Below are 21366 nucleotides of genomic sequence, written 5' to 3'. Positions count from 1 at the left end.
AAAAAACCAGCCATTATGGCTGGTTTTTCAGCATTAGAATCAGTCATTACCACAATTTTAATTCCTGTTTTGCGCGATTTAAATTAAATGATACATATTCATTATCATCGAGTCTTGAGGCTTCATAAAAATCAGCAATTGCTGCCGTATCATTATTAGCCATAAATCGCGCGACACCTCGGTTACTTAATGCAAACGAAGTTAATTCATTACGTTTAAATCGAGATGCTTTAATCTCTTTTAATAGGCTTATTGCTTCAGTACAGTCAGCTTCAGCTTTTTCAAACTGCTTTAGCTTTACACTTGCAACACAGCGATTAAAAGGCGCTATATATTGATTTGCTGGATCTTCAGCAGACGTTACTAAACCAGCATTGTAGTCACCTTGCATAATCGCAATGGATGAGGCTTCGTCATCCACTACCATTAGTTTAAAGTCGATATCATTTGCTAACACCCAATTCGAACTCATGCAAAGTGAGGTAATCAAGATGGTTTTGAGAGGTATGAACTTGAACATTGTTTATCTCCTTAATAATGTAAGTACATCACTTACTCTATTAATTTAGAAACAGTGTTACTGATTGACAAACGACAAAAATACACCCATTAGATGAAAAAAAATATCTTATTGGGTAGGTGGCTTGAGTGTATATTTTAGACAAAAAAAAGCCCAGTCAGAACACACAAGGACCGGGCTTACGACAACAATTTGGTTGGGCTAACTATTACAGCGCTAAGTTTTGCTTCGCGCGGTTTAAGTTATGATTTACCAGTTCATTTTTTGAGATTTGAACTGCTTCATAAAAGTCTGAGATTGCAGCTGTATCATTTTCTGACATGATGCGTGCAACACCGCGATTACTTAACGCAAATGATGTTAATTCACGGCGTTTGTAACCTGGTACTTTACTTGTGTTTAGAAGTGAAATCGCTTGTGTACATAGGTTTTCAGCTTCTGAAAAATTCTTTTCTTTTACGCTTAATGCACAGCGGTTGAATGCAGTTTCATATTCATTGCTTACATTATCGTTTGTTTGAGCTTGCTCAATAACCATCAGTTTATAATCAGCTTGGTCGGCTACTGCCATCGCTGAGCAAGTTAATAAAGAGCTAAGTGCAATAGTGGTTACAAGTGTTTTTAACATGATAGTTTTCCTCTGAATAAGTTGGTGTTTCTTGCCAACGAGTGAACTTTAAAATATTCCTATAAGCTAAACAAACGATTAAATTAGAACTGATAGATGAAGAAATTTAATCTATAGAGTAATTACTCAGCATTCAGAGGTTTAGTATGGTGTAGAGTAGGTAAGGTAGTTTTGAATCATTATTGAAAACTTAAACAAGCATGGCTGATTGTTTATAAATTTTTTATTAAAGCTTATATAAAGGTGTATTTGTATCTTTATATTGTGGCTTTCTTATGAAGATAGGTTTTGATAATCGGGCTAATTTTTAAATAGTAGTAATCAGTTTGTAACTTTGTTAAAAATAAATCTCTTAAATAACAGGTGTTCATTGTAGGACATATAGTCTGAGCATTGAGCTCATAATTAACTTGCAATACCTCATGAAGGAATTACGGTGCAAGGATATAAAATCAGCACAGATAAAACTGACCTCGATTTTGAAGTGATTTACGGTTTTATTTCAAAAAGCTACTGGGCGTCAGGAATACCAAAACATACGCTAGAAAAAGCCATTGCAAACTCGTTTTGTTTTGGTGTTTATGACAGCCAAGACTCTCAAATAGGTTTTGCCCGCCTTATAACAGACAAAGCAACATTTGCTTATCTTGCTGATGTATTCATAGTAGAGAGCCATCGTGGCAAAGGTTTGAGCAAGTGGCTTTTTGAGAGCATAGTGTCTCACCCCGAGCTTCAAGGCTTGAGGAGAATGGTATTGGCGACAAGAGATGCGCATGGTTTGTACGCGCAATATGGTTTTCAACTAATTGAGAGTCCAGAGATGTTTATGCAAATTTGGAATCCAAATGTTTACCGTAAATCAGATAAATAACAACTTCAAGATTATATAGAGCACGCAATTTTTAGTTCGTGGTGAGCCTTGTATGTGAGAATTCTCAGCAGTGTTATCATCTAAGGCATTAGTATATTTAAGGACAGAATTTTGAAAACAGGAATTTTATCTATCGGGTTATTATTTATATCAAATCTTGCTTTTGCAGATTGTAAAGTAGCGCTTGAAGAAAGGCTAAAAGATGATTTAAACCTCACATATCAGCAATTTGATCAGACATACGATGCTGGGTTTAGGTTATTAGAAAAATCAGGTTGCCATGCTGAAGCCGCTATTCTGATAAAACGTTTTATTTCTCATAATAATTCAAAAGAAAGCTCGTTAACGTGGCATTTAGCTCAAATGGAAGGCTTGGCGGGTGATTATCAACAAGCGGTTTTTCACGCTAAAAAAGTATTGGATCCCGATGAAAAGCTAAGTGGTTCAAAAATGTATTGGAATGACTTTGTGTTAGGAAACATCGCTTTTTGGAATAAAGACAAAGAAAAGCTAAGAAAACACATAGCAAATATAGAAAAAGGGCAAAGTTTTAAACCTAACCAGATAAACCTGAACTACCTGAATCAATTACTCAAACATTTTGATTTAAGTTACAAACAGGCATTATCTGAACCAAGTGGTGAGTGAGTCTAAAATACAAGTGGGCTTATTGTATGGCTACACTACTTCATTGATTTTCCAACCATCCTTTTTGACTGAATAAAATGAATAACGGAGACTCAAATGAACAAGGAAGTAAAAAAAACATTTGATAAATACCCTGAAAATGCCAGAACTAAGCTCTTCGAGATTCGAGAGTTAGTTTTTGAAATTGCATCTGAACTGGCCCTAGGTGAAGTTGACGAGACAATAAAATGGGGAGAGCCTAGCTACAGTGTAAAAACAGGCAGCCCTATTCGAATCGACTGGAAGTCAAAGTCACCTAATAATTATTATCTGTTTTTCAACTGTCAAACTAAATTAGTAGATACATTTCGTGAACTATATGGTGAAGAGCTCCATTTTCAAGGAAATAGAGCAATAGCTCTATGTTTATCAACTTCTTTACCAAAAGAAATAATAAAGTCTTGTTTGATGTTAGCTTTAACTTATCAGCAGCGAAAAAGATTACCTCTTTTGGGAATGTGAAATTCCAGACAGAAAGATTTATAGTGAACTATAGTCGATTTGCTTTGATAAGACCTAAGATTATAGTAGAACGGAGTCAATATTGAGCCTTAGTATTCAATCAAAATTATTAATTAGCGCGGGTGTTATTGCGTTTTTTTCTGCTATCTGGCACGTACTATGTATATTTGGCGGGCCTAGCTGGTATGTTTTTGCTAGGGCTCCTCAACAAATTATTGAATCTTCAATACATGGAACATTGCTTGCACCCATTGGTACAATAATCGTAGCGAGCTTTATGTTTGCTTGTACTGTGTTTGCTTTTTCAGCGGCTGGTTTAATCCGTAAAGTTTCTCTTCTCAAACCTGCTCTAATTACTATTGCGCTAATATGTACTTTACGAGGTTTAATTGGTATTCCAACATTTATTACAACCTCAGGTTTAGATATTTGGCAAATAGTTGCAAGTGTTATTTGGTTTTATGTTGGCGTTTGTTTTGTTTTGGGTTCTATAAAGCAATGTTGAATTTGAAAGCCTTCTATAAAACAAGCTATTTAAGTGTTGGGAGGCATTCAAAGTACATAAACGACGAAACCCAGCCGAAGCTGGGTTTTGAGACAACACAATTCTGTTAGAACTTATAACGCTAAGTTCTTTTTCGCACGAGTTAAGTTGTGCTCAACTAACTCGTTACCTGAAATTTGTACTGCTTCGTAAAAGTCAGACAATGCCGCAGTGTCGTTTTCAGACATGATGCGTGCAACACCGCGGTTGCTTAACGTAAATGATGTTAATTCGCGACGTTTATAGCTAGGTACTTTACTTGTATTTAGTAAGCTGATTGCTTTTGAGCAAAGTGTTTCAGCTTCAGAGAATTTTTTCTCTTTAACACTTAAAGCACAGTCATTAAATGCTTGTTCGTATTGACGGTTTTCTGCAATATCAGCAGTGATAGATTGGTCAATTACCATCAATTTGTAGTCACTCTGATCAGCCACTGCCATAGCTGAACAAGTTAATAAAGAGCTAAGTGCAACGCGTTTCATAAGTGTACTAAACATAATCTTTTCCTCTATTTGAATCGGTATCAATCGCCGACAAATGAACTTTAATTGAACAGCGAAAATTCAACAAACGATAAAAAATGACCTAATAGATGAAGAAATTTAACCTATAGACTTTAGTCTAATGTAGTGAGTTAGTCTTAAAGCCGTCAGCCGTCTGATGTGACCCCGATAAAGTAGACACGGGGTTTAAATAGCTAAAGTTTACGCTAACGAACAATAAAGGGGCTGAGTATGCAAAACAAACAAATTGTTGTTTATTAATGACTGAATCGGTACTTTAAGGTGGTATGTATAGTTGATGACTTAATTTATTTAGAATAAGCGTATAACCATGAAACTGATATTTGCGTTGTTACTTTTAGGGCCTGTTATTGCCAATGCAGCTGAAGATAAAGTTGCTGTTTATCTTAATTTTGAGCAGGCTTATTTGAGCAACGATGTATCTTTGTTTACGCCATTATTAAGTAAAAACTATACGATTAGACAAACATTGCATATTCCAGGCATAGGGTCAGATACTGTACCAGTTACTAAAGCTCAGTTACTTCAGGGCATGAAGCAAAACCCAAAGCCTAGTTCATTGCCACGCTCAAAAGCTGAATCAGTTAAAATAGAAACAATTTCAAAACAGCAATTCTGTGCAAGTTCACAAACTTTAGATCAAGTCGTAGTAGCAGGTAAAAACTACGAAGAGAAGGAACTACGCAAAGCCTGTTTTAAACATGAAAATAACCGTTATGAAGCAATATCACATACTATCGATGTTTATTACCGAGAGCTTTAATAGACATAGTTATAGATTCAGAAATTTCCGTGTATCAAATAAACGTACTAACTGATATTAATTACGGATAAACCCTATAAATGAGATAAGGAAATAAATATGTACAAACAGTTAGCTTTAGTCGCAGGCGTATTTTTAGCATCAACAAGTTGCTTCGCAGCTGATAGCTTTCAAGTTGAAACATCTGTTTATAAAGCGAATGAGCTACTAGCATCGCCAGTAATGCTGGTGGAAGAAAAACAACCTGCGACCATCTCTATAGGTGAGGGGTTTAGTTATGAAGTTAAAGTTACACCACAACAAAATAATACGGCAGCTGTAGAAACATCAATCACACTCGCTGGTAGCTATTTTACACCTTCTTTTATTGTGGAGTATGGTAAACAGGCGTCTTTTGAAATTGGTGAAAATAAAGTAAGTATTTTAGTAACCAAGTCTAAAAGCTAAATTTGCAATAAAAGACCCTCAATGAAGTTGAGGGTCGTGATTATTTGTTATTTTAGATGTTTAAAAGTATCAATCATCCATTTAATAAACAGCTCTAGCTGTGCATTTGTTTCGCTAGGGTCATGTTGCACTAAGTAGTATTTGTCTTTGGTTTTTAATGGCATATCAGTGAAATTAAATAGCCATTGCTCATCAAACCAAGTCTGACTAATAGGTAAGGGGATTAGGGCAATACCCATACCCTGTTGCGCTGCACGTGCCACACCAAACATACTATCAACCTGAATAATTTGCTTTGGTGCGAAGTCTTCTACACCGGCATGTTCTGCCCATTGGTGCCAAGCCCAAGGACGCGCTTTGTGAAGTATAAGAGGTACTTCGTTTAAGGCCTGAAATGGGTTTTCTTGCCATGCTTGCCAGTTTTCTTTATTACATGCTGGTGTATACGATAGCGAAAACAGCTCATGTACAACGCCTTCATGCGGTTTAGACGAAGACAATACTATCGATAAATCACTTTGCTTAGTCAGCTCTTTACGCGTTTTTAAGGTATTAAGCTGTAAGTTAGTATTAGGGTGTTCACTAGTCCATTCGCTTAGCTTCGGCATTAACAGTTCACTGGCGAAAAATTCAGGCAGTGTGATGCTAATAGTCACATTCTCTTGTAATTGACTAAACTCGTTGATGGTTTTTTCAAGCGCTTTTATAAGCGGTGACACAGAGTCATAAAAATTCTTACCTGCAGCTGTCAGGCGAATTGAGCGGGTTTGACGTTCAAACAGTTCAATACCCAATTGTTCTTCTAATTGTTTGATCTGATGGCTTACGGCAGAAGGTGTAAGGTAAAGTTGGTTTGCCGCATCTTTAAAACTAAGAGTACGTGCAGCAAAACAAAATGAGCGTAAGCCACGAATAGGTGTTTGCATAGTTAATTTCAGTAAGTCTCAATAGCGCTTGTTAGTTAATTAACTGCTAAGCAATTATTATCCCAAAATGTAAAAAGTAAGAGAGTAAAAAATAAATATAGCTAATCTTTGCATAAACGCATAAAAAACATTCGGTAATTGATTGTTTAATCTACTTTTATTGTGGATTGTGAATTTTACCATTTTTCTGAAACAGGTAACACCCTAAGCTTCAAAGACTTTCACCTCACAAAGTTAGGGCATTTTAAACCATTTGTTTGACAAATTGGTGCAAAAGTTCTGTAGCTAAGAGATAAAAAAAATCCCTCTTGCGAGGGATTTTGGGTAACTCAGCGCCATTGGCACTGGGAATGAGGTCGGTACATGGGATGTGAGTGGTTTAAAAAACCATCTCTGGAACATCACCTTCAACAAGCAATTTGCCTGCCGTTTTGCTAATAATTTCATCTACTGACACGCCCGGAGCGCGTTCAATTAGATGAAATGCGCCGTCTTTAACTTCTAGTACGGCCAAATCAGTTACGATTTTCTTTACACAGTTAACCCCAGTTAGCGGTAAAGTGCAACTTTCTAATAACTTAGAGTCACCATGCTTGCTTGCATGAGTCATCGTAACAATAATATTCTTCGCGCCAGCAACGAGGTCCATCGCGCCACCCATGCCTTTAATTAGCTTCTTTGGGATCATCCACGATGCGATGTTACCGTTCTGGTCAACTTCAAATGCACCTAATACTGTTAAGTCTACATGACCACCCCGTATCATGGCAAAACTATCTGCACTATTAAATATTGCTGCACCTGTGGCTGCTGTCACGGTTTCTTTACCCGCATTGATCATATCTGCATCAACTTGGTCTTTAGTTGGGTACGCCCCCATACCTAGTAGGCCATTCTCAGACTGTAGCATGACTTCAATGCCTTCTGGTACATAATTAGCTACTAGAGTAGGTATACCAATACCTAGATTAACGTAATAACCGTCTTGTAGTTCTTGTGCAACACGCATTGCAACTTGTTCACGTGATAATGCCATTTGAATGCTCCTTAATCGCGAGTTGTTACACGTTCAATGCGTTTTTCAAAGTTACCTTTGATCACGCGATTAACATAAATACCTGGGGTATGAATTTGGCTTGGCTCAAGTTCACCTGGCTCAACAATCTCTTCAACTTCAGCAACGGTAATTTTACCTGCTGTCGCGGCCATCGGGTTGAAATTCATTGCTGTGTGACGAAATACAAGATTACCGTAGCGGTCGGCTTTCCATGCTTTAACAATGGCAAACTCACCCGTAATTGATTCTTCTAAGATATACGGGCTACCATCAAATTCTTTTACTTCTTTACCTTCGGCAACCGGAGTGCCGTAACCTGTAGCAGTATAAAACGCAGGAATACCAGCACCACCGGCACGCATCTTCTCAGCGAGTGTACCTTGCGGTGTTAGTACTACATCAATTTCACCATCGAGTAGTTGTTTTTCGAAAAGTGCATTTTCACCTACATAAGAAGCAATGATTTTTTTAATTTGCTTATCATGAAGTAAAATACCTAAACCAAAATCATCTACGCCGCAGTTGTTTGAAACAACGGTTAGATTTTTAGTCTGTTTACGCTTAATTTCATTGATAAGTCCCTCAGGAATACCACACAAGCCAAAGCCACCAGCGATAACAGTATCGCCATCTTTTAAACCTTCCATTGCAGCTTCATAACTTGAAACCACTTTATCGAAACCGGCCATGAGCCTACTCCTTAATTATTCTGAGTGTTCTTTAGAGCAAGTGATACCTTGCTGACAGGTTGTTTATTTAATGCACTGCAAATAGCCCAACCAGCTTTTGCCAGTCTTTCTAAATCAATTCCATGCTCTATGCCAAGCCCTTGCAGTAAGTAAACTACATCTTCAGTGGCAACATTTCCTGACGCGCCTTTGGCATAAGGGCAACCACCAAGGCCTGCAACAGCACTGTCAACCGTTGCTATACCGCGGCTTAGGGCGGTGTAAATATTTGTGAGCGCTTGCCCGTAGGTGTCGTGAAAATGTACAGCGAGTTTTGATTTATCAATATGTTGCAAAAGTAAATCTAATAACTCATCGACTTTTCTCGCTGTACCCACACCAATGGTGTCACCTAGGCTAATTTCGTAACAGCCAAGCTCAAGTAATCTTTGTGATACTTTTAATACATCATTGTAGTCGACATCACCTTGATATGGGCAACCCATAACGCAGCTCACATAACCTCTAACACGAATGTTATTCGCTTTGGCAAAAGCCATCACATCTTTAAAGCGATCAATACTTTCATCAATAGAGCAGTTAATGTTCTTTTGACAAAACACTTCACTTGCCGCTGTAAAGATAGCGAATTCTTGTATGCCGACTTGTTTTGCCGCCTCTGCACCTCGTAAATTTGGGGTGAGGGCACTTAAATTAACGTCTGGCAAATTTAACGCGCTAATTACATCGCTTGAGTCAGCCATTTGTGGCACCCATTTAGGTGACACAAAGGCGCCTGCTTCAATATCTTTAAGCCCAGCATCTGCAAGGCCGTTGATAAGAGCGACTTTATCTTGAGTGCTAACGGCGGCTTCATTTTGCAAACCGTCTCTTGCGCCAACTTCTACAATGCGAACAAAATCAGGAAACTGTGCCATTACGCCTCCGGCTCTTCTACGATCGCGAGCATATCACCATGACTCACCAGTTCACCTTCAGCAAAGCAGTAGCTCGTTAATACACCATCATGCGGGGCATTAAGGGTGTATTCCATTTTCATCGCTTCGATGATGACAACAGCGTCACCTTTAGTAACCGTACTACCCACCTCAACTAAATGCTTAACAACAGTACCATTGAGTGGTGCAGCGAGTGGCAATGCATCACTTTCGTGTTCACTAATATAGTGTTTATCAATCAGCTCTAACACCGTTTGCTGTGCTTTGTACATCACTGTGATGTGAGAGTCTGTTTGATTAATATGAGCCACAACTTTTTCGCCATTAACGACTAGGTTTGCAAGGCCATTTTTAACCTTGCCCGAGGTTGTATAGTCAACCCCATCTAAGCTAATTTTAAAGCCTTCTGAGGTCTTAATAGCATGAACGTTAAAATCTACAAACGGAATTGTTGTTTTAGCGTCACTGTTAAGCATAAAGCCTGTTAATTGTTGCCATGGGCTGCTGTTTTCACCTTTTAGTTGATGTGCATACACATAGGCTGCTACAACGGTCGCAATAACAGACTGTTGCTCGTTTTTAGCAACAAGGCGCTCACCTTGGTCTTCAATAAAGTGCGTATCGGGTGCACCTGCTTGAAAAGTAGGGTGGTTAGCAAGATTATGTAAGAAATTAACGTTACAGCTAAAACCTGCTAGATGGAATTGCTCTAGTGCTTTTGATAAGCGCCCAAGCGCTGCCTCACGGTTATCGTCATGAACAATTAATTTAGCAATCATAGGGTCGTAGAACGGGCTAATTTCATCACCCGCTGCAATCCCTGTATCTATACGTACAAATTCAGATTCGTTCGGTGTAAATAGAGCATCAATGTGGCCAGAACAAGGAATAAAGTCATTACTTGGATCTTCAGCATAAATACGCGCTTCAAAGCTGTGACCTTGCAGTTGAATATCTGCTTGGCTAAGTGGTAATGCTTCACCTGCCGCAATGTTGATTTGCCAATTCACCAAATCAACACCAGTAACCATTTCTGTTACTGGGTGCTCTACTTGTAAACGGGTGTTCATTTCCATGAAGAAGAATTCATCACCACAAAGTAAAAACTCAACCGTACCTGCACCGCGATAGTTAATCGCTTGGGCACAACGTACCGCAGCTTCACCCATTTCTTTACGAAGTGCATCAGATAAACCCGGAGCAGGGGCTTCTTCAATTACTTTTTGGTGACGACGCTGTAAAGAGCAGTCACGGTCGCCTAAGTACACACAGTTACCATGGCTATCTGCAAAAACTTGTACTTCAACATGGCGAGGTTTAGTGACGTAGCGCTCTAACAGTACTAAATCGTTACCAAAGCCGGCTTTTGCTTCACGTTTTGCGCCTTCAAGAGCACTGATAAAGTCTTTTGCGTGTTCAACAACTCGCATACCTTTACCACCGCCACCAAAAGCCGCTTTAATCAGTACCGGATAACCAATTTTTTCAGCTTCAGCTTGTAAGAACTCAGTATCTTGATTGTCACCATAATAACCAGGTACTAAAGGTACATTCGCTTGGTGCATAATTTCTTTAGCGCGGGTTTTTGAACCCATGGCTTCAATGCTTGATGCTGGTGGGCCAATAAAGGCGATATCATTTTTCTCACACGCGAGCGCAAAGTCACAGTTCTCAGATAAAAAACCATAACCTGGATGAATACAATCAACACCTGCTTGTTTTGCAACATCGATGATTTTGTCTGCCACTAAGTATGAGTCTTTACTTGGTGCAGAACCAATATGGTACGCCTCATCAGCAAGCTTTACGTGCTGAGCATGTTTATCTGCATCTGAGTAAACTGCAACCGTTGTTAAGCCCATTTGCTTTGCTGTACGCATAACTCGGCAGGCAATTTCACCACGGTTGGCAACGAGAATTTTTTTCAATGATTTTGTTGTCATAATGGTTCCTATTTCTGCCAGTTAGGGGCGCGTTTTTCAAAAAATGCAGTCAGACCTTCTTGGCCTTCTTCAGATACACGAATGCGTGCAATGCGCTCTGCGGTTAACTCAATAAGTGCATCATCTATTACATTGCCAGCGACATCATTGATTAGCTGCTTTGCTGCTTTAACGGCAATAGGGCCATTGTTCACAAGGTTTTGTAAGTGTTTATCGAGCGCTGTTTGTAAATCGCCGGTGATCTGGTGAATTAAACCCAGTTGCTTAGCTGTATGCGCGTCAAAAATCTCTGCCGTTAAAAAATAACGACGTGCAGCGCGCTCACCAATAGCTTTAATGACATAAGGGCTGATAACTGCAGGAATAAGACCAAGCTTTACTTCACTTAAGCAAAACTGTGCATCGTCTTGGCAAATTGCGATATCACAACACGCAATCAAGCCTAACGCACCGCCAAATGCAGCACCTTGTACAGCACAAATTGTAGGGTGAGGGCTTGTAGCAAGGACTTTCATAAGCTTTGCCAGCTGCATAGAATCCGCTAAGTTTTCAGCAAAGTCATTGCCAGCCATCGACTTCATCCAATTTAAATCAGCCCCTGCAGAGAAGTGCTTACCTTCGGTTTTTAAAACCAGTGCGCGCACATCGCAACTGTTTGCGTGTTCAATTAAACGGATCAGCTCACTAATGACTTCTTCGTTAAATGCATTGTGTTTTTCAGGGCGACTTAGTACCAGTACAGCCACATTTGATTTTGTAATTTCGAGTGTTACTGACATAAGGCCTCCATTACATTCTAAATACGCCGAACTGCGAATCGCGCTCTGGTGCATTTTTAGCTGCACTTAAGGCAAGCCCCAATACATTGCGGGTATCAGCAGGATCGATAATGCCATCATCCCAAAGGCGGGCACTGGCGTAATATGGATGACCTTGTTTTTCGTATTGCTCGATAATTGGCTTTTTAAACTCACTGACTTGCTCATCAGTCATGCTTTCGCCTTTACGGGCTAAACCATCTTGTTTAACTTGTGCAAGAACGCCAGCTGCTTGTTCACCACCCATTACAGAGATACGGGCGTTTGGCCACATCCACATCATGGTTGGTTCGAATGCACGACCACACATACCGTAGTTACCTGCACCATACGAGCCACCAATTAATACGGTGAATTTTGGTACATCAGCACATGACACAGCGGTTACCATTTTCGCACCATGCTTGGCGATGCCTTCGGCTTCGTATTTCTTACCAACCATAAAGCCAGTAATATTTTGTAAAAACACCAAAGGAATTTTGCGTTGTGCACATAGCTGTATAAAGTGAGCGCCTTTTTGCGCAGATTCACTAAATAAAATGCCGTTGTTGGCAACAATACCGACAGGGTGACCAAAGATTTTTGCAAAGCCGGTTACTAAGGTTTCGCCAAAGTAGCGTTTAAATTCATCAAATGATGAATCATCAACAACACGTGCTATTACTTCGCGTACATCAAATGGCTTTTTAAGGTCGGTACCCACAATGCCGTAAATTTCGTTAATGTCGTAACGCGGCGGTTTAACATCATCAAGTAACGGTGCTGTTGGGCGCTGATAGTTAATTCGTTCAATACATTGGCGCGCAATTGAAAGCGCGTGGGCATCGTTTTCAGCATAGTGATCGGCAACACCGGATGTTTTACAGTGAACATCAGCACCACCGAGCTCTTCAGCACTCACTTCTTCACCTGTAGCCGCTTTAACTAGTGGCGGACCAGCTAAGAAAATTGTACCTTGCTCTTTTACGATAATACTTTCATCAGCCATCGCTGGTACATAAGCACCACCTGCAGTACATAAACCCATTACGACTGCAATTTGAGGAATGCCTTTACCAGACATACGAGCCTGATTATAGAAAATACGGCCAAAGTGTAATTTATCTGGAAATACATCATCTTGTTCAGGCAGGTTTGCACCGCCTGAATCAACTAAATAAATACACGGTAAATGACAACGCTCTGCGATATCTTGGGCACGCAAGTGTTTTTTCACCGTTAGTGGAAAGTATGTACCGCCTTTTACGGTTGCATCATTGGCGATGATCATACATTCAACGCCTTTCACACGACCAATACCGGCAACAACACCGGCACAAGGAATGGCTTGTTCATACACGCCAAAGGCTGCAAATTGTGAAATCTCTAAAAATGGCGAGCCTTCATCAAGAAGCGTTTCAATACGGTCACGAACAAACAACTTACCACGGCCTTGGTGGCGCTCAATCAGAGCAGGACCACCGCCTAAACGGATATCAGCTACTTTTTCACGTAAGTCAGTTACGAGAGCGGCCATGTTGTCGTGATTTTGCAAAAATTGCGGATCGTGTGGATTTACACTCGATTTTAAAATCGTCATAACAAGGTCCTATCGGCTTTCAGTGAATAATTCGCGGCCAATTAGCATGCGGCGGATTTCTGAAGTACCTGCGCCAATTTCATATAGTTTTGCATCACGTAATAAACGACCTGTCGCGTATTCGTTGATATAACCATTACCGCCTAAGATTTGGATAGCATCAAGGGCCATCTTAGTTGCCAGCTCTGCCGCATATAAAATTGCGCCAGCGGCATCTTTACGCGTTGTTTCGCCGCGGTCACATGCACGAGCTACCGTGTAAACGTATGAACGAGCAGCATTCATTTGCGTGTACATATCAGCGATTTTGCCTTGAATAAGCTGGAACTGACCAATTGGGCTATCAAATTGTTTACGCTCATGAATATAAGGAACCACAATGTCCATACATGCTTGCATAATACCAAGCGGGCCTGCAGCTAAAACAACACGCTCATAATCTAGGCCACTCATAAGTACTTTTACGCCTTCGTTTAAGTTACCTAGAATGTTTTCTGCTGGTACTTCGCAGTTCTCGAACACTAATTCACAGGTGTTAGAGCCACGCATACCAAGTTTGTCTAGCTTTTGTGCAGTAGAAAAACCTGGCGTGTTACGTTCAACGATGAACGCTGTAATGCCCTTAGGGCCGGCATTTAAATCTGTTTTTGCATAGATAACAAAGGTATCGGCATCTGGACCATTGGTGATCCACATCTTGTTACCGTTAAGTACAAACACATCGCCTTTTTTCTCAGCTTTTAATTTCATTGATACAACGTCAGAACCTGCATTTGGCTCACTCATCGCAAGGGCACCAATGTGCTCACCGCTGATAAGCTTAGGTAAGTACTTTTCTTTTTGTGCTTGTGACCCATTACGGTTAATTTGGTTAACACATAAGTTTGAATGAGCACCATAACTTAAACCAATCGATGCACTTGCACGGCTAATTTCTTCCATTGCGATTACGTGCTCAAGGTAACCAAGGCCAGCACCGCCAAATTCTTCAGGCACTGTCATACCTAATAAACCCATTTCGCCAAGTTGTGGCCAAAGTTGATTAGGGAAGGCATTGTCTAAATCTGTTTGTTCTGCAAGTGGGGCGATTTCTTGGCTGGCAAAGCTATTAACGTGATCGCGGATCATGTCTGCTGTTTCGCCAAGTCCGAAGTTCATTTCTTTGTATAGTGAAATAGTGCTCATAATGTGTGTTCCTGTGAGAGTCTGTTGACGAGATTGTTGTCAGGTTATTCGTCTAAATTATTAAGGGTTTCACGACAGCGGCGTTCTGCTGTAACCAATTCCATCAGTACAACTTTAATGTCGTCCATTTGTTGGCTTAGGTCCGCTTTTTTTTCTGCGATAAGGTCAAGCATAGTCACTAGCTGTTTAGCGCTTGATTTATCAGCATCGTAAAGTTCAAACAAACGACCCGTTTCAGCCAAGGTAAAACCTAACCGTTTACCGCGTAGAATAAGTTTTAGTCTTACTTTGTCGCGTTTTGAATAAATACGGGTTTGACCATTGCGCTCAGGTGATATTAGGCCTTGGTCTTCGTAAAAGCGGATAGAGCGGGTGGTAATATCAAATTCTTTTGCTAGTTCGCTGATACTAAACGTTTGCTCATTGCTAGCAGGTTCAACTGCTGCGCTTTCAAAGTTTGTTTGATTGTCTTGTTTCATGATTTATTTACCTCATTCGAATAACTCCAATATAAGTGAAGTTTACGTAAAGGTAAAGGGTGATTTGGGAGTTATACTTTAGACTTATAAAGATAACTGGTTGGATTTGTTGAAAAGCTTTATTTATCTAGCCTTGTAAGCAGATGTTCGATTTTTAATACAACAAAATACAGATAAGTTTACAGTTTTAACGGCCGCAAAAATGTTGATTTTAGATTTACGTTGGCGTAAACGTAAATATTATGTATGCTGAATTAAATCGAAATTAAACTATAACAAATTAACTGTTTGGTTACACATGATTTGAACACATGATGATAACCACTTACATGGAGCCAATTATGACTACTGAAGCCGTTGTTATTGTTGCCGCAAAACGTACCCCTATGGGTGGTTTTATGGGCGCACTAAGTGGTGCACACGCAACTGATTTAGGTGCTACAGCTATTAAAAGTAGCTTAGAGCAAGCCGGTTTATCTGCCGATAAGATTGACGAAGTGATCATGGGCTGTGTATTACCAGCTGGTCTTGGTCAAGCACCTGCGCGACAAGCAATGTTAAAAGCGGGCCTTAACCAAGGCACTGGCGCAACAACAATCAACAAAGTATGTGGCTCTGGCTTAAAGGCTGCAATGTTTGCCCATGACTTAATTAAATCAGGCTCTATAAACACCGCTGTTGCAGGTGGTATGGAAAGCATGAGTAACGCGCCTTATATGTTACCTAATGCACGTTCAGGTATGCGTATGGGTCATGGCGAAGTAAAAGATCACATGATGTGTGACGGCCTTGAAGATGCTTACGACAACAAAGCAATGGGTTGTTTTGCACAAGATACTGCCGATCAATATTCAATTGGTCGTGAACAAATGGACAACTTTGCACTTAGCTCACTGACTAAAGCAAATAGCGCAATTGAAACAGGCGCATTTGATAATGAAATCGCCGCACACACTATCTCAACACGCAAAGGTGATGTGACTGTTGCGATTGATGAGCAACCAGGCAATGCACGTCCTGATAAAATTCCAGGTTTACGTCCTGCATTTAAAAAAGACGGCACAATTACAGCTGCGAACTCGTCATCAATTTCTGATGGTGCAGCAGCACTTGTGTTAATGCGTGAGTCAGATGCTAAAGCACAAGGTTTAACACCACTTTGCCGTATTGTTGCTCACAGCACACATTCTCAAGCACCAAGCGAATTTACTTTAGCACCAGTTGGCGCGATGCAATCGCTTTTAGAAAAAGCCGGTTGGTCTGTTAATGATGTTGATTTATGGGAAATCAACGAAGCGTTTGCCATGGTGACTATGCTTGCAATTAACGAGTTAAAACTTGATGAAAGCAAAGTAAACGTAAACGGCGGTGCCTGTGCACTTGGTCACCCAATTGGTGCAAGCGGCGCGCGTATCTTAGTTACCTTAATTCATGCATTAAAGAATCGTGGTCTTAGCAAAGGTGTTGCCTCACTGTGTATCGGTGGTGGTGAAGCTGTTGCTATGGCAGTTGAAGCTATTTAATCGCTTTAGAATTTTAATCTCTCACAGCCGCAACGTATTTTAAAAACTATCATGTTGCGGCCTCTTTATACCCACTGGGGAGGAGTGCCTCATGCACCAAGTACCTTTATTTATCAACGGCGAATTTACCCAATCAAGTTCAACGCAGTTGATTGATGTTATCAATCCTGCAAACCAAGAAGTGTTAGCTCAAGTTCCGTGTGCAACGGATGCCGAAATGGATGCAGCAATTGCCTCTGCAAAAGAAACGTTTAAAACATGGAAAGAAGTGCCAATTTCTGAGCGTGCGCGCATTATGATGAAATACGCAGCACTACTAAAAGAAAATCATGACGAGCTTGCGACGATTATTTGTCATGAGCTGGGTAAAACATTTGAAGATGCCAAAGGCGATGTTTGGCGCGGTATTGAAGTTGTTGAGCAAGCAGCCAATGCACCATCACTGATGATGGGCGAAACAATGGAAAACGTAGCGCGTAAAATCGATACCTATTCTTACATGCAACCACTGGGTGTTTGTGCGGGTATTACGCCATTTAACTTTCCTGCGATGATCCCATTATGGATGTTCCCACTGGCTATTGTGTGTGGTAACACCTTTATTCTTAAACCATCAGAACAAGATCCACTAACACCGATGCGTTTAGCTGAACTATTTGTTGAAGCGGGTGCGCCAAAAGGTGTGTTACAAGTTGTTCATGGTACAAAACCACAAGTTGACCGTTTATTAGAAGATCCAGCCGTACGCGCTATTTCATTTGTTGGTTCGTGTGGTGTAGGTGAATACATCTATTCAAAAGGCACTGCAAACCTTAAACGCGTACAAGCTTGTGTGGGTGCAAAAAACCACATGGTAATTATGCCTGATGCAAGTAAATCGCATGTTGTAAATAACCTAGTCGGTGCGTCTGTAGGTGCTGCGGGTCAGCGCTGTATGGGTATTTCGGTTGCTGTATTCGTTGGTCAAGCAAAAGACTGGGTTGATGAAATTAAAGCAGGCTTTGAAAACGTACGCCCTGGTGTTTGGGATGATGCTAACGCGGCTTACGGCCCACAAACATCAAAAGCAGCTAAAGATCGTATCTTATCACTTATCGCAAGTGGTAAAGAACAAGGTGCAACGTGCTTAATTGATGGCTCTGACTTTACTGTTGAAGGCTACGAACAAGGCAACTGGGTTGGCCCAACATTATTTACTGATGTAACAACAGAAATGGATTTATACAAAGAAGAGATCTTTGGTCCAGTACTGGCTTGTATGTTTGTAGATACACTCGATGAGGCGATTGAGCTTATCAATAACTCGCCTTACGGTAACGGTACTTCGTTATTCACATCAAGCGGCGCTGCTGCACGTAAATTCCAACATGAAATCGAAGTAGGTCAAGTTGGTATCAACGTGCCAATTCCTGTACCACTTCCGTTTTTCTCTTTCACCGGTTGGAAAGGCTCATTCTACGGCGATCAACACACCTATGGTAAGCAAGGTATTCGTTTTTACACAGAAACGAAAACAATTACTTCACGTTGGTTCGAGGATGATATCGCCTCAGGTCCGAACATGAGTATCAACCTTAAATAAGCCGTAATTAATTTACTGCTGAGCGAGCAAACGCTCGCTCAAAGAACACACATTTAAACGACAACAATAATTCTTTAAAGAATAAGACAACAAATAGAGGTCTACTATGGACTTTAATTTAACCGAAGATCAGCAAGCATTTGCTGAAACCGCCCGTCAGTTTGCAGAGTCTGAACTTGCGCCTAATGCAGCTAAGTGGGACCAAGAACACATTTTCCCTAAAGACACCATTAAAGCAGCCGGTGAGCTAGGCTTTTGTGGTTTATATACCCCGGAAGAAGCGGGTGGCTTAGGTTTATCTCGCCTAGATTCAAGCATTATTTTCGAACAGCTTGCCATGGGTTGTACAGCAACGACAGCTATGTTGACCATTCATAATATGGCAACGTGGATGATTGCAAGCTTTGGTACTGATGAGGTTAAAGCCCAGTACTGTGAACAATTAGTAATGGGTGAGTTACTTGCTTCTTACTGTTTAACAGAGCCGGGTTCTGGCTCTGATGCCGCATCACTAAAAACCAAAGCAGTAAAAGAGGGCGATGAGTATGTGATCTCAGGCTCTAAAATGTTTATCTCGGGTGCTGGGGAAACTGATTTACTGGTTGTTATGGCGCGCACTGGTGGTGAAGGCGCAGCCGGTATTTCGGCATTTGTTGTGCCTGCTGACGCGGCAGGTATTGAATACGGTAAAGCTGAAGAAAAAATGGGCTGGAATGCACAGCCAACACGTTTAATTAGCTTTGAAGGTGTCAGAATTCCTGCGGCTAACTTACTAGGCCAAGAAGGTGAAGGCTTTAAGTTTGCAATGCAAGGCTTAGACGGTGGTCGTATTAACATTGCAACTTGTTCAATAGGTACAGCTCAAGCAGCTCTTAATACTGCACGCGAATACTTAAAAGAACGTGAGCAGTTTGGTAAGCCATTAGCTGCTTTCCAAGCACTGCAATTTAAGATTGCCGATATGAACACCGAGCTTGTTGCCGCTCGTCAAATGGTGCGCTTAGCCGCATTTAAACTTGATACGGGTGACAGTGAAAAAACCACTTACTGTGCAATGGCAAAACGTTTTGCTACAGATGTTGGCTTTAAAGTCTGTGACGACGCACTACAAATTTACGGTGGTTACGGTTACATCAAAGAATACCCATTAGAGCGCCATTTCAGAGACGTCCGTGTGCATCAAATTCTTGAAGGCACAAACGAAATCATGCGTGTGATTATCGCACGTCGTATCTTAGCTGAGTCAGCTGGCGACATTCTATAAGGAGCAACCTATGTCTAATCCATCGATTGATTTAAATATTGAAGGTAATGTAGCGGTTTTAACCATGAATAACCCGCCAGCGAATACCTGGACACAAGATACATTAACCGCGCTTAAAGACACTGTAACTGAGCTAAATGCTAACAAAAATGTCTATGCATTAGTGATCACAGGGCAAGGTGAAAAGTTCTTTAGTGCAGGTGCCGATTTAAACGTGTTTGCTAGTGGTGATAAAGGCGTTGCAGCCACTATGTCTAAAGTGTTTGGTGATGCATTTGAAGCATTAACAAATTTCCGTGGTGTATCAATCGCGGCAATTAACGGTTATGCCATGGGCGGTGGTCTGGAAGTGGCTCTTGCTTGTGATATTCGTATTGCTGAAGAGCAAGCTCAAATGGCACTTCCTGAAGCGAAAGTTGGCTTGCTGCCTTGTGCTGGTGGTACGCAAAACCTTGCATGGCTTGTTGGTGAAGGCTGGGCAAAACGCATGATTTTATGTGGTGAACGCTTAAAAGCAGACAAAGCACGTGAAATTGGCCTTGTTGAAGAAGTGGTTGGCACTGGCGAAAGCTTAGCTGCGGCAATGAAACTTGCTAACCAAGTTGGCGAACAAAGCCCGGTTGCTGTGACTGCATGTAAAGAGCTTATTCAAAAAGGTCGCACACAACCTATGGCTCATGCATTGCCACTAGAGCGTGAGTTATTTGTACAATTATTTGATACGCAAGACCAAAAAGAAGGCGTGAATGCATTCTTAGAAAAGCGTAAAGCAAATTGGGTAAATGGCTAATGACTAACGTAACACTACTAAATCATCAAGATGCGCCTGTGGTGTTTGAAACTGCAGAGGCCGAGAGCGGCCTCATTGCAATTGCGACACTCAATGCGCCGAAGTCTTTAAACGCTTTAAATTACGACATGATCCAATTGCTAGAGCCTCAGCTTAGAAAATGGGCTGACGATGACGCCGTTGCTATGGTCGTTCTAAAAGGGGCTGGCGAAAAAGCATTTTGTGCCGGTGGCGATGTAGTAAGCCTGCATAAAGCAATGAGCACAGGTGAGCCTGCTAACTACATTGAAGACTTTTTTACCCATGAGTACAAATTAGACTACCTAATTCACTGCTATGAAAAGCCAATATTACTTTGGGGTAATGGCATTGTTATGGGTGGTGGCCTTGGCTTAATGGCTGGGGCAAGTCACCGTGTGGTAACCGAAACATCGCGTATCGCAATGCCTGAGCTAACCATTGGTTTATACCCAGATGTTGGCGGTAGTTATTTCTTACATAAAATGCCTGAGCAAGTCGGTTTATTTTTAGGGTTAACTGCTGCGTCTATCAATGCTGAAGATGCATTGTTTGTTAATCTTGCTGATCACTATGCAACAGCAGATAAATATGACGCTATTTTAACGGCTATCACAGCTGAAAAGTGGGGAAAAACAGCCTCATTAAATCACGAAAAGCTGACTAACATTCTAATCTCTATTGATAATATTTCAGGTCGTGTCCCTAAAGGTAACGTAAAAGATAACCTTGAGGTTATTCAAAAGCTGGCTGAATTTGACTCACTGCAGGGCAAAGTTGACTACATCCAAAGCTTAGAAACCGAAGATAAATGGCTTACCCGTGCGCAAAAGTCATTAGCGCATGGTTGTCCGCTTAGTTGTGCGCTGGTTGAACGTCAATTAGCTAATTCAAAAGAGATGACGTTAGCACAGTGCTTTAAAATGGAGCTGGGTATGTCAGTACGCTGTGGCGAAGTAGGTGAGTTCCAAGAAGGCGTTCGTGCGCTACTAATCGACAAAGACGGTGCACCAAACTGGCAGTTTAAATCGCTTAGCGATATCGACGAAGCAGTTGTAGATAGCTTCTTTACAGCACGCTGGGATGAGCAATCTCATCCACTTAACTCATTAACGTCATCTTAAGTCCA

General features: G+C 41.0%; 23 protein-coding genes. 11 read left to right on the top strand and 12 right to left on the bottom strand.

What is annotated here, in order from left to right; all coding sequences use genetic code 11:
• Positions 1–46 precede the first annotated feature (46 nt).
• Positions 47–520 (bottom strand): tetratricopeptide repeat protein, encoded by a 474-nt coding sequence (locus ACSFVZ_RS04530; RefSeq protein WP_138557494.1) that lies wholly within the window; start codon positions 518–520, stop codon positions 47–49.
• A gap of 208 nt (positions 521–728) precedes the next feature.
• Entirely contained in the window at positions 729–1148 is a 420-nt protein-coding gene (locus ACSFVZ_RS04525; protein WP_135924667.1) for a tetratricopeptide repeat protein, read from the bottom strand.
• A 436-nt stretch (positions 1149–1584) separates the two neighbouring features.
• Between ACSFVZ_RS04525 and ACSFVZ_RS04520 the strand changes: the two genes are divergently transcribed.
• From ACSFVZ_RS04520 to ACSFVZ_RS04505, 4 genes are all read left to right on the top strand, one after another.
• Positions 1585–2019: a GNAT family N-acetyltransferase gene (locus ACSFVZ_RS04520; RefSeq protein ID WP_435558220.1), complete on the top strand. Its 435-nt coding sequence runs from the start codon at positions 1585–1587 to the stop codon at positions 2017–2019.
• Between the two features lie 111 nt (positions 2020–2130).
• A complete protein-coding gene (locus tag ACSFVZ_RS04515; RefSeq protein ID WP_435558219.1) occupies positions 2131–2667 on the top strand; it encodes a hypothetical protein in 537 nt (178 codons plus the stop codon).
• A gap of 96 nt (positions 2668–2763) precedes the next feature.
• The gene (locus ACSFVZ_RS04510) at positions 2764–3168 is read left to right on the top strand and encodes a DUF1801 domain-containing protein (protein WP_435558218.1); all 405 of its coding nucleotides are present in this window, start codon (positions 2764–2766) and stop codon (positions 3166–3168) included.
• A gap of 82 nt (positions 3169–3250) precedes the next feature.
• Positions 3251–3673 carry a hypothetical protein gene (locus ACSFVZ_RS04505; protein WP_435558217.1) on the top strand — a complete coding sequence of 141 codons (423 nt, stop codon included), beginning with the start codon at positions 3251–3253 and terminating at the stop codon, positions 3671–3673.
• Between the two features lie 113 nt (positions 3674–3786).
• Here ACSFVZ_RS04505 and ACSFVZ_RS04500 read toward each other — a convergent pair whose 3' ends face one another.
• A complete protein-coding gene (locus ACSFVZ_RS04500) occupies positions 3787–4209 on the bottom strand; it encodes a hypothetical protein (RefSeq protein WP_435558216.1) in 423 nt (140 codons plus the stop codon).
• Positions 4210–4546: 337 nt separating this feature from the next.
• On the opposite strand from ACSFVZ_RS04500, the gene ACSFVZ_RS04495 reads away from it, so the two are divergent.
• Positions 4547–4999, top strand: coding sequence for a hypothetical protein (locus ACSFVZ_RS04495; RefSeq protein WP_135924651.1), 453 nt, complete (start codon positions 4547–4549; stop codon positions 4997–4999).
• Positions 5000–5098: 99 nt separating this feature from the next.
• Positions 5099–5446: a hypothetical protein gene (locus tag ACSFVZ_RS04490; RefSeq protein WP_435558215.1), complete on the top strand. Its 348-nt coding sequence runs from the start codon at positions 5099–5101 to the stop codon at positions 5444–5446.
• 47 nt (positions 5447–5493) lie between these two features.
• On the opposite strand, the gene ACSFVZ_RS04485 is transcribed toward ACSFVZ_RS04490, so the two are convergent.
• The 9 genes from ACSFVZ_RS04485 to ACSFVZ_RS04445 all read right to left on the bottom strand — a co-directional run bounded on the left by ACSFVZ_RS04485 (position 5494) and on the right by ACSFVZ_RS04445 (position 15060).
• Positions 5494–6372 carry a LysR family transcriptional regulator gene (locus ACSFVZ_RS04485; RefSeq protein WP_135924646.1) on the bottom strand — a complete coding sequence of 293 codons (879 nt, stop codon included), beginning with the start codon at positions 6370–6372 and terminating at the stop codon, positions 5494–5496.
• A gap of 379 nt (positions 6373–6751) precedes the next feature.
• Positions 6752–7408 (bottom strand): 3-oxoacid CoA-transferase subunit B, encoded by a 657-nt coding sequence (locus ACSFVZ_RS04480; protein ID WP_062564432.1) that lies wholly within the window; start codon positions 7406–7408, stop codon positions 6752–6754.
• 11 nt (positions 7409–7419) lie between these two features.
• Positions 7420–8118: a CoA transferase subunit A gene (locus ACSFVZ_RS04475; protein WP_435558214.1), complete on the bottom strand. Its 699-nt coding sequence runs from the start codon at positions 8116–8118 to the stop codon at positions 7420–7422.
• Between the two features lie 11 nt (positions 8119–8129).
• Positions 8130–9035, bottom strand: a complete 906-nt coding sequence (locus ACSFVZ_RS04470) for a hydroxymethylglutaryl-CoA lyase (RefSeq protein ID WP_435558213.1) — start codon at positions 9033–9035, stop codon at positions 8130–8132.
• The gene (locus tag ACSFVZ_RS04465) at positions 9035–10999 is read right to left on the bottom strand and encodes an acetyl/propionyl/methylcrotonyl-CoA carboxylase subunit alpha (protein ID WP_435558212.1); all 1965 of its coding nucleotides are present in this window, start codon (positions 10997–10999) and stop codon (positions 9035–9037) included. Before ACSFVZ_RS04465 ends, ACSFVZ_RS04470 begins: the two co-directional genes overlap by 1 nt.
• A gap of 8 nt (positions 11000–11007) precedes the next feature.
• A complete protein-coding gene (locus tag ACSFVZ_RS04460) occupies positions 11008–11778 on the bottom strand; it encodes an enoyl-CoA hydratase/isomerase family protein (RefSeq protein ID WP_054553800.1) in 771 nt (256 codons plus the stop codon).
• Between the two features lie 10 nt (positions 11779–11788).
• A complete protein-coding gene (locus ACSFVZ_RS04455; RefSeq protein ID WP_135924635.1) occupies positions 11789–13396 on the bottom strand; it encodes a carboxyl transferase domain-containing protein in 1608 nt (535 codons plus the stop codon).
• A gap of 9 nt (positions 13397–13405) precedes the next feature.
• Positions 13406–14581, bottom strand: coding sequence for an isovaleryl-CoA dehydrogenase (locus ACSFVZ_RS04450; RefSeq protein ID WP_135924632.1), 1176 nt, complete (start codon positions 14579–14581; stop codon positions 13406–13408).
• Positions 14582–14625: 44 nt separating this feature from the next.
• Complete coding sequence (locus ACSFVZ_RS04445; RefSeq protein WP_036968456.1) at positions 14626–15060, bottom strand: MerR family transcriptional regulator; 435 nt, start codon at positions 15058–15060, stop codon at positions 14626–14628.
• A 341-nt stretch (positions 15061–15401) separates the two neighbouring features.
• Here ACSFVZ_RS04445 and ACSFVZ_RS04440 point away from each other — a divergent pair, with 341 nt between their 5' ends.
• From ACSFVZ_RS04440 to ACSFVZ_RS04420, 5 genes are all read left to right on the top strand, one after another.
• Positions 15402–16583: a thiolase family protein gene (locus tag ACSFVZ_RS04440; RefSeq protein WP_135924630.1), complete on the top strand. Its 1182-nt coding sequence runs from the start codon at positions 15402–15404 to the stop codon at positions 16581–16583.
• Between the two features lie 91 nt (positions 16584–16674).
• Positions 16675–18165: a CoA-acylating methylmalonate-semialdehyde dehydrogenase gene (locus tag ACSFVZ_RS04435; protein ID WP_135924628.1), complete on the top strand. Its 1491-nt coding sequence runs from the start codon at positions 16675–16677 to the stop codon at positions 18163–18165.
• Between the two features lie 106 nt (positions 18166–18271).
• The gene (locus ACSFVZ_RS04430; RefSeq protein ID WP_435558211.1) at positions 18272–19429 is read left to right on the top strand and encodes an acyl-CoA dehydrogenase family protein; all 1158 of its coding nucleotides are present in this window, start codon (positions 18272–18274) and stop codon (positions 19427–19429) included.
• Between the two features lie 10 nt (positions 19430–19439).
• Positions 19440–20219: an enoyl-CoA hydratase gene (locus tag ACSFVZ_RS04425; RefSeq protein ID WP_105180497.1), complete on the top strand. Its 780-nt coding sequence runs from the start codon at positions 19440–19442 to the stop codon at positions 20217–20219.
• Positions 20219–21361 (top strand): enoyl-CoA hydratase/isomerase family protein, encoded by a 1143-nt coding sequence (locus tag ACSFVZ_RS04420; RefSeq protein WP_435558210.1) that lies wholly within the window; start codon positions 20219–20221, stop codon positions 21359–21361. The genes ACSFVZ_RS04425 and ACSFVZ_RS04420 overlap by 1 nt, the downstream gene beginning before the upstream one ends.
• The last annotated feature ends 5 nt before the right edge of the window (positions 21362–21366 follow it).

The sequence above is a fragment of the Pseudoalteromonas nanhaiensis genome (assembly GCF_051235485.1).
GTDB classification, from domain to species: domain Bacteria; phylum Pseudomonadota; class Gammaproteobacteria; order Enterobacterales; family Alteromonadaceae; genus Pseudoalteromonas; species Pseudoalteromonas lipolytica_C.
Note: the sequence above shows the minus strand (reverse complement) of the source record. Positions and strands in the feature narration are given on the sequence as shown.

Excerpts from the sequence above, each read along its gene's own strand:
- ACSFVZ_RS04530 (WP_138557494.1), bottom strand. The coding sequence starts at position 520 with ATGTTCAAGTTCATACCTCTCAAAACCATCTTGATTACCTCACTTTGC.
- ACSFVZ_RS04525 (WP_135924667.1), bottom strand. The coding sequence starts at position 1,148 with ATGTTAAAAACACTTGTAACCACTATTGCACTTAGCTCTTTATTAACT.
- ACSFVZ_RS04510 (WP_435558218.1), top strand. The coding sequence starts at position 2,764 with ATGAACAAGGAAGTAAAAAAAACATTTGATAAATACCCTGAAAATGCC.
- ACSFVZ_RS04500 (WP_435558216.1), bottom strand. The coding sequence starts at position 4,209 with ATGTTTAGTACACTTATGAAACGCGTTGCACTTAGCTCTTTATTAACT.
- ACSFVZ_RS04495 (WP_135924651.1), top strand. The coding sequence starts at position 4,547 with ATGAAACTGATATTTGCGTTGTTACTTTTAGGGCCTGTTATTGCCAAT.
- ACSFVZ_RS04490 (WP_435558215.1), top strand. The coding sequence starts at position 5,099 with ATGTACAAACAGTTAGCTTTAGTCGCAGGCGTATTTTTAGCATCAACA.
- ACSFVZ_RS04485 (WP_135924646.1), bottom strand. The coding sequence starts at position 6,372 with ATGCAAACACCTATTCGTGGCTTACGCTCATTTTGTTTTGCTGCACGT.
- ACSFVZ_RS04480 (WP_062564432.1), bottom strand. The coding sequence starts at position 7,408 with ATGGCATTATCACGTGAACAAGTTGCAATGCGTGTTGCACAAGAACTA.
- ACSFVZ_RS04475 (WP_435558214.1), bottom strand. The coding sequence starts at position 8,118 with ATGGCCGGTTTCGATAAAGTGGTTTCAAGTTATGAAGCTGCAATGGAA.
- ACSFVZ_RS04470 (WP_435558213.1), bottom strand. The coding sequence starts at position 9,035 with ATGGCACAGTTTCCTGATTTTGTTCGCATTGTAGAAGTTGGCGCAAGA.
- ACSFVZ_RS04465 (WP_435558212.1), bottom strand. The coding sequence starts at position 10,999 with ATGACAACAAAATCATTGAAAAAAATTCTCGTTGCCAACCGTGGTGAA.
- ACSFVZ_RS04460 (WP_054553800.1), bottom strand. The coding sequence starts at position 11,778 with ATGTCAGTAACACTCGAAATTACAAAATCAAATGTGGCTGTACTGGTA.
- ACSFVZ_RS04455 (WP_135924635.1), bottom strand. The coding sequence starts at position 13,396 with ATGACGATTTTAAAATCGAGTGTAAATCCACACGATCCGCAATTTTTG.
- ACSFVZ_RS04450 (WP_135924632.1), bottom strand. The coding sequence starts at position 14,581 with ATGAGCACTATTTCACTATACAAAGAAATGAACTTCGGACTTGGCGAA.
- ACSFVZ_RS04445 (WP_036968456.1), bottom strand. The coding sequence starts at position 15,060 with ATGAAACAAGACAATCAAACAAACTTTGAAAGCGCAGCAGTTGAACCT.
- ACSFVZ_RS04440 (WP_135924630.1), top strand. The coding sequence starts at position 15,402 with ATGACTACTGAAGCCGTTGTTATTGTTGCCGCAAAACGTACCCCTATG.
- ACSFVZ_RS04435 (WP_135924628.1), top strand. The coding sequence starts at position 16,675 with ATGCACCAAGTACCTTTATTTATCAACGGCGAATTTACCCAATCAAGT.
- ACSFVZ_RS04430 (WP_435558211.1), top strand. The coding sequence starts at position 18,272 with ATGGACTTTAATTTAACCGAAGATCAGCAAGCATTTGCTGAAACCGCC.
- ACSFVZ_RS04425 (WP_105180497.1), top strand. The coding sequence starts at position 19,440 with ATGTCTAATCCATCGATTGATTTAAATATTGAAGGTAATGTAGCGGTT.
- ACSFVZ_RS04420 (WP_435558210.1), top strand. The coding sequence starts at position 20,219 with ATGACTAACGTAACACTACTAAATCATCAAGATGCGCCTGTGGTGTTT.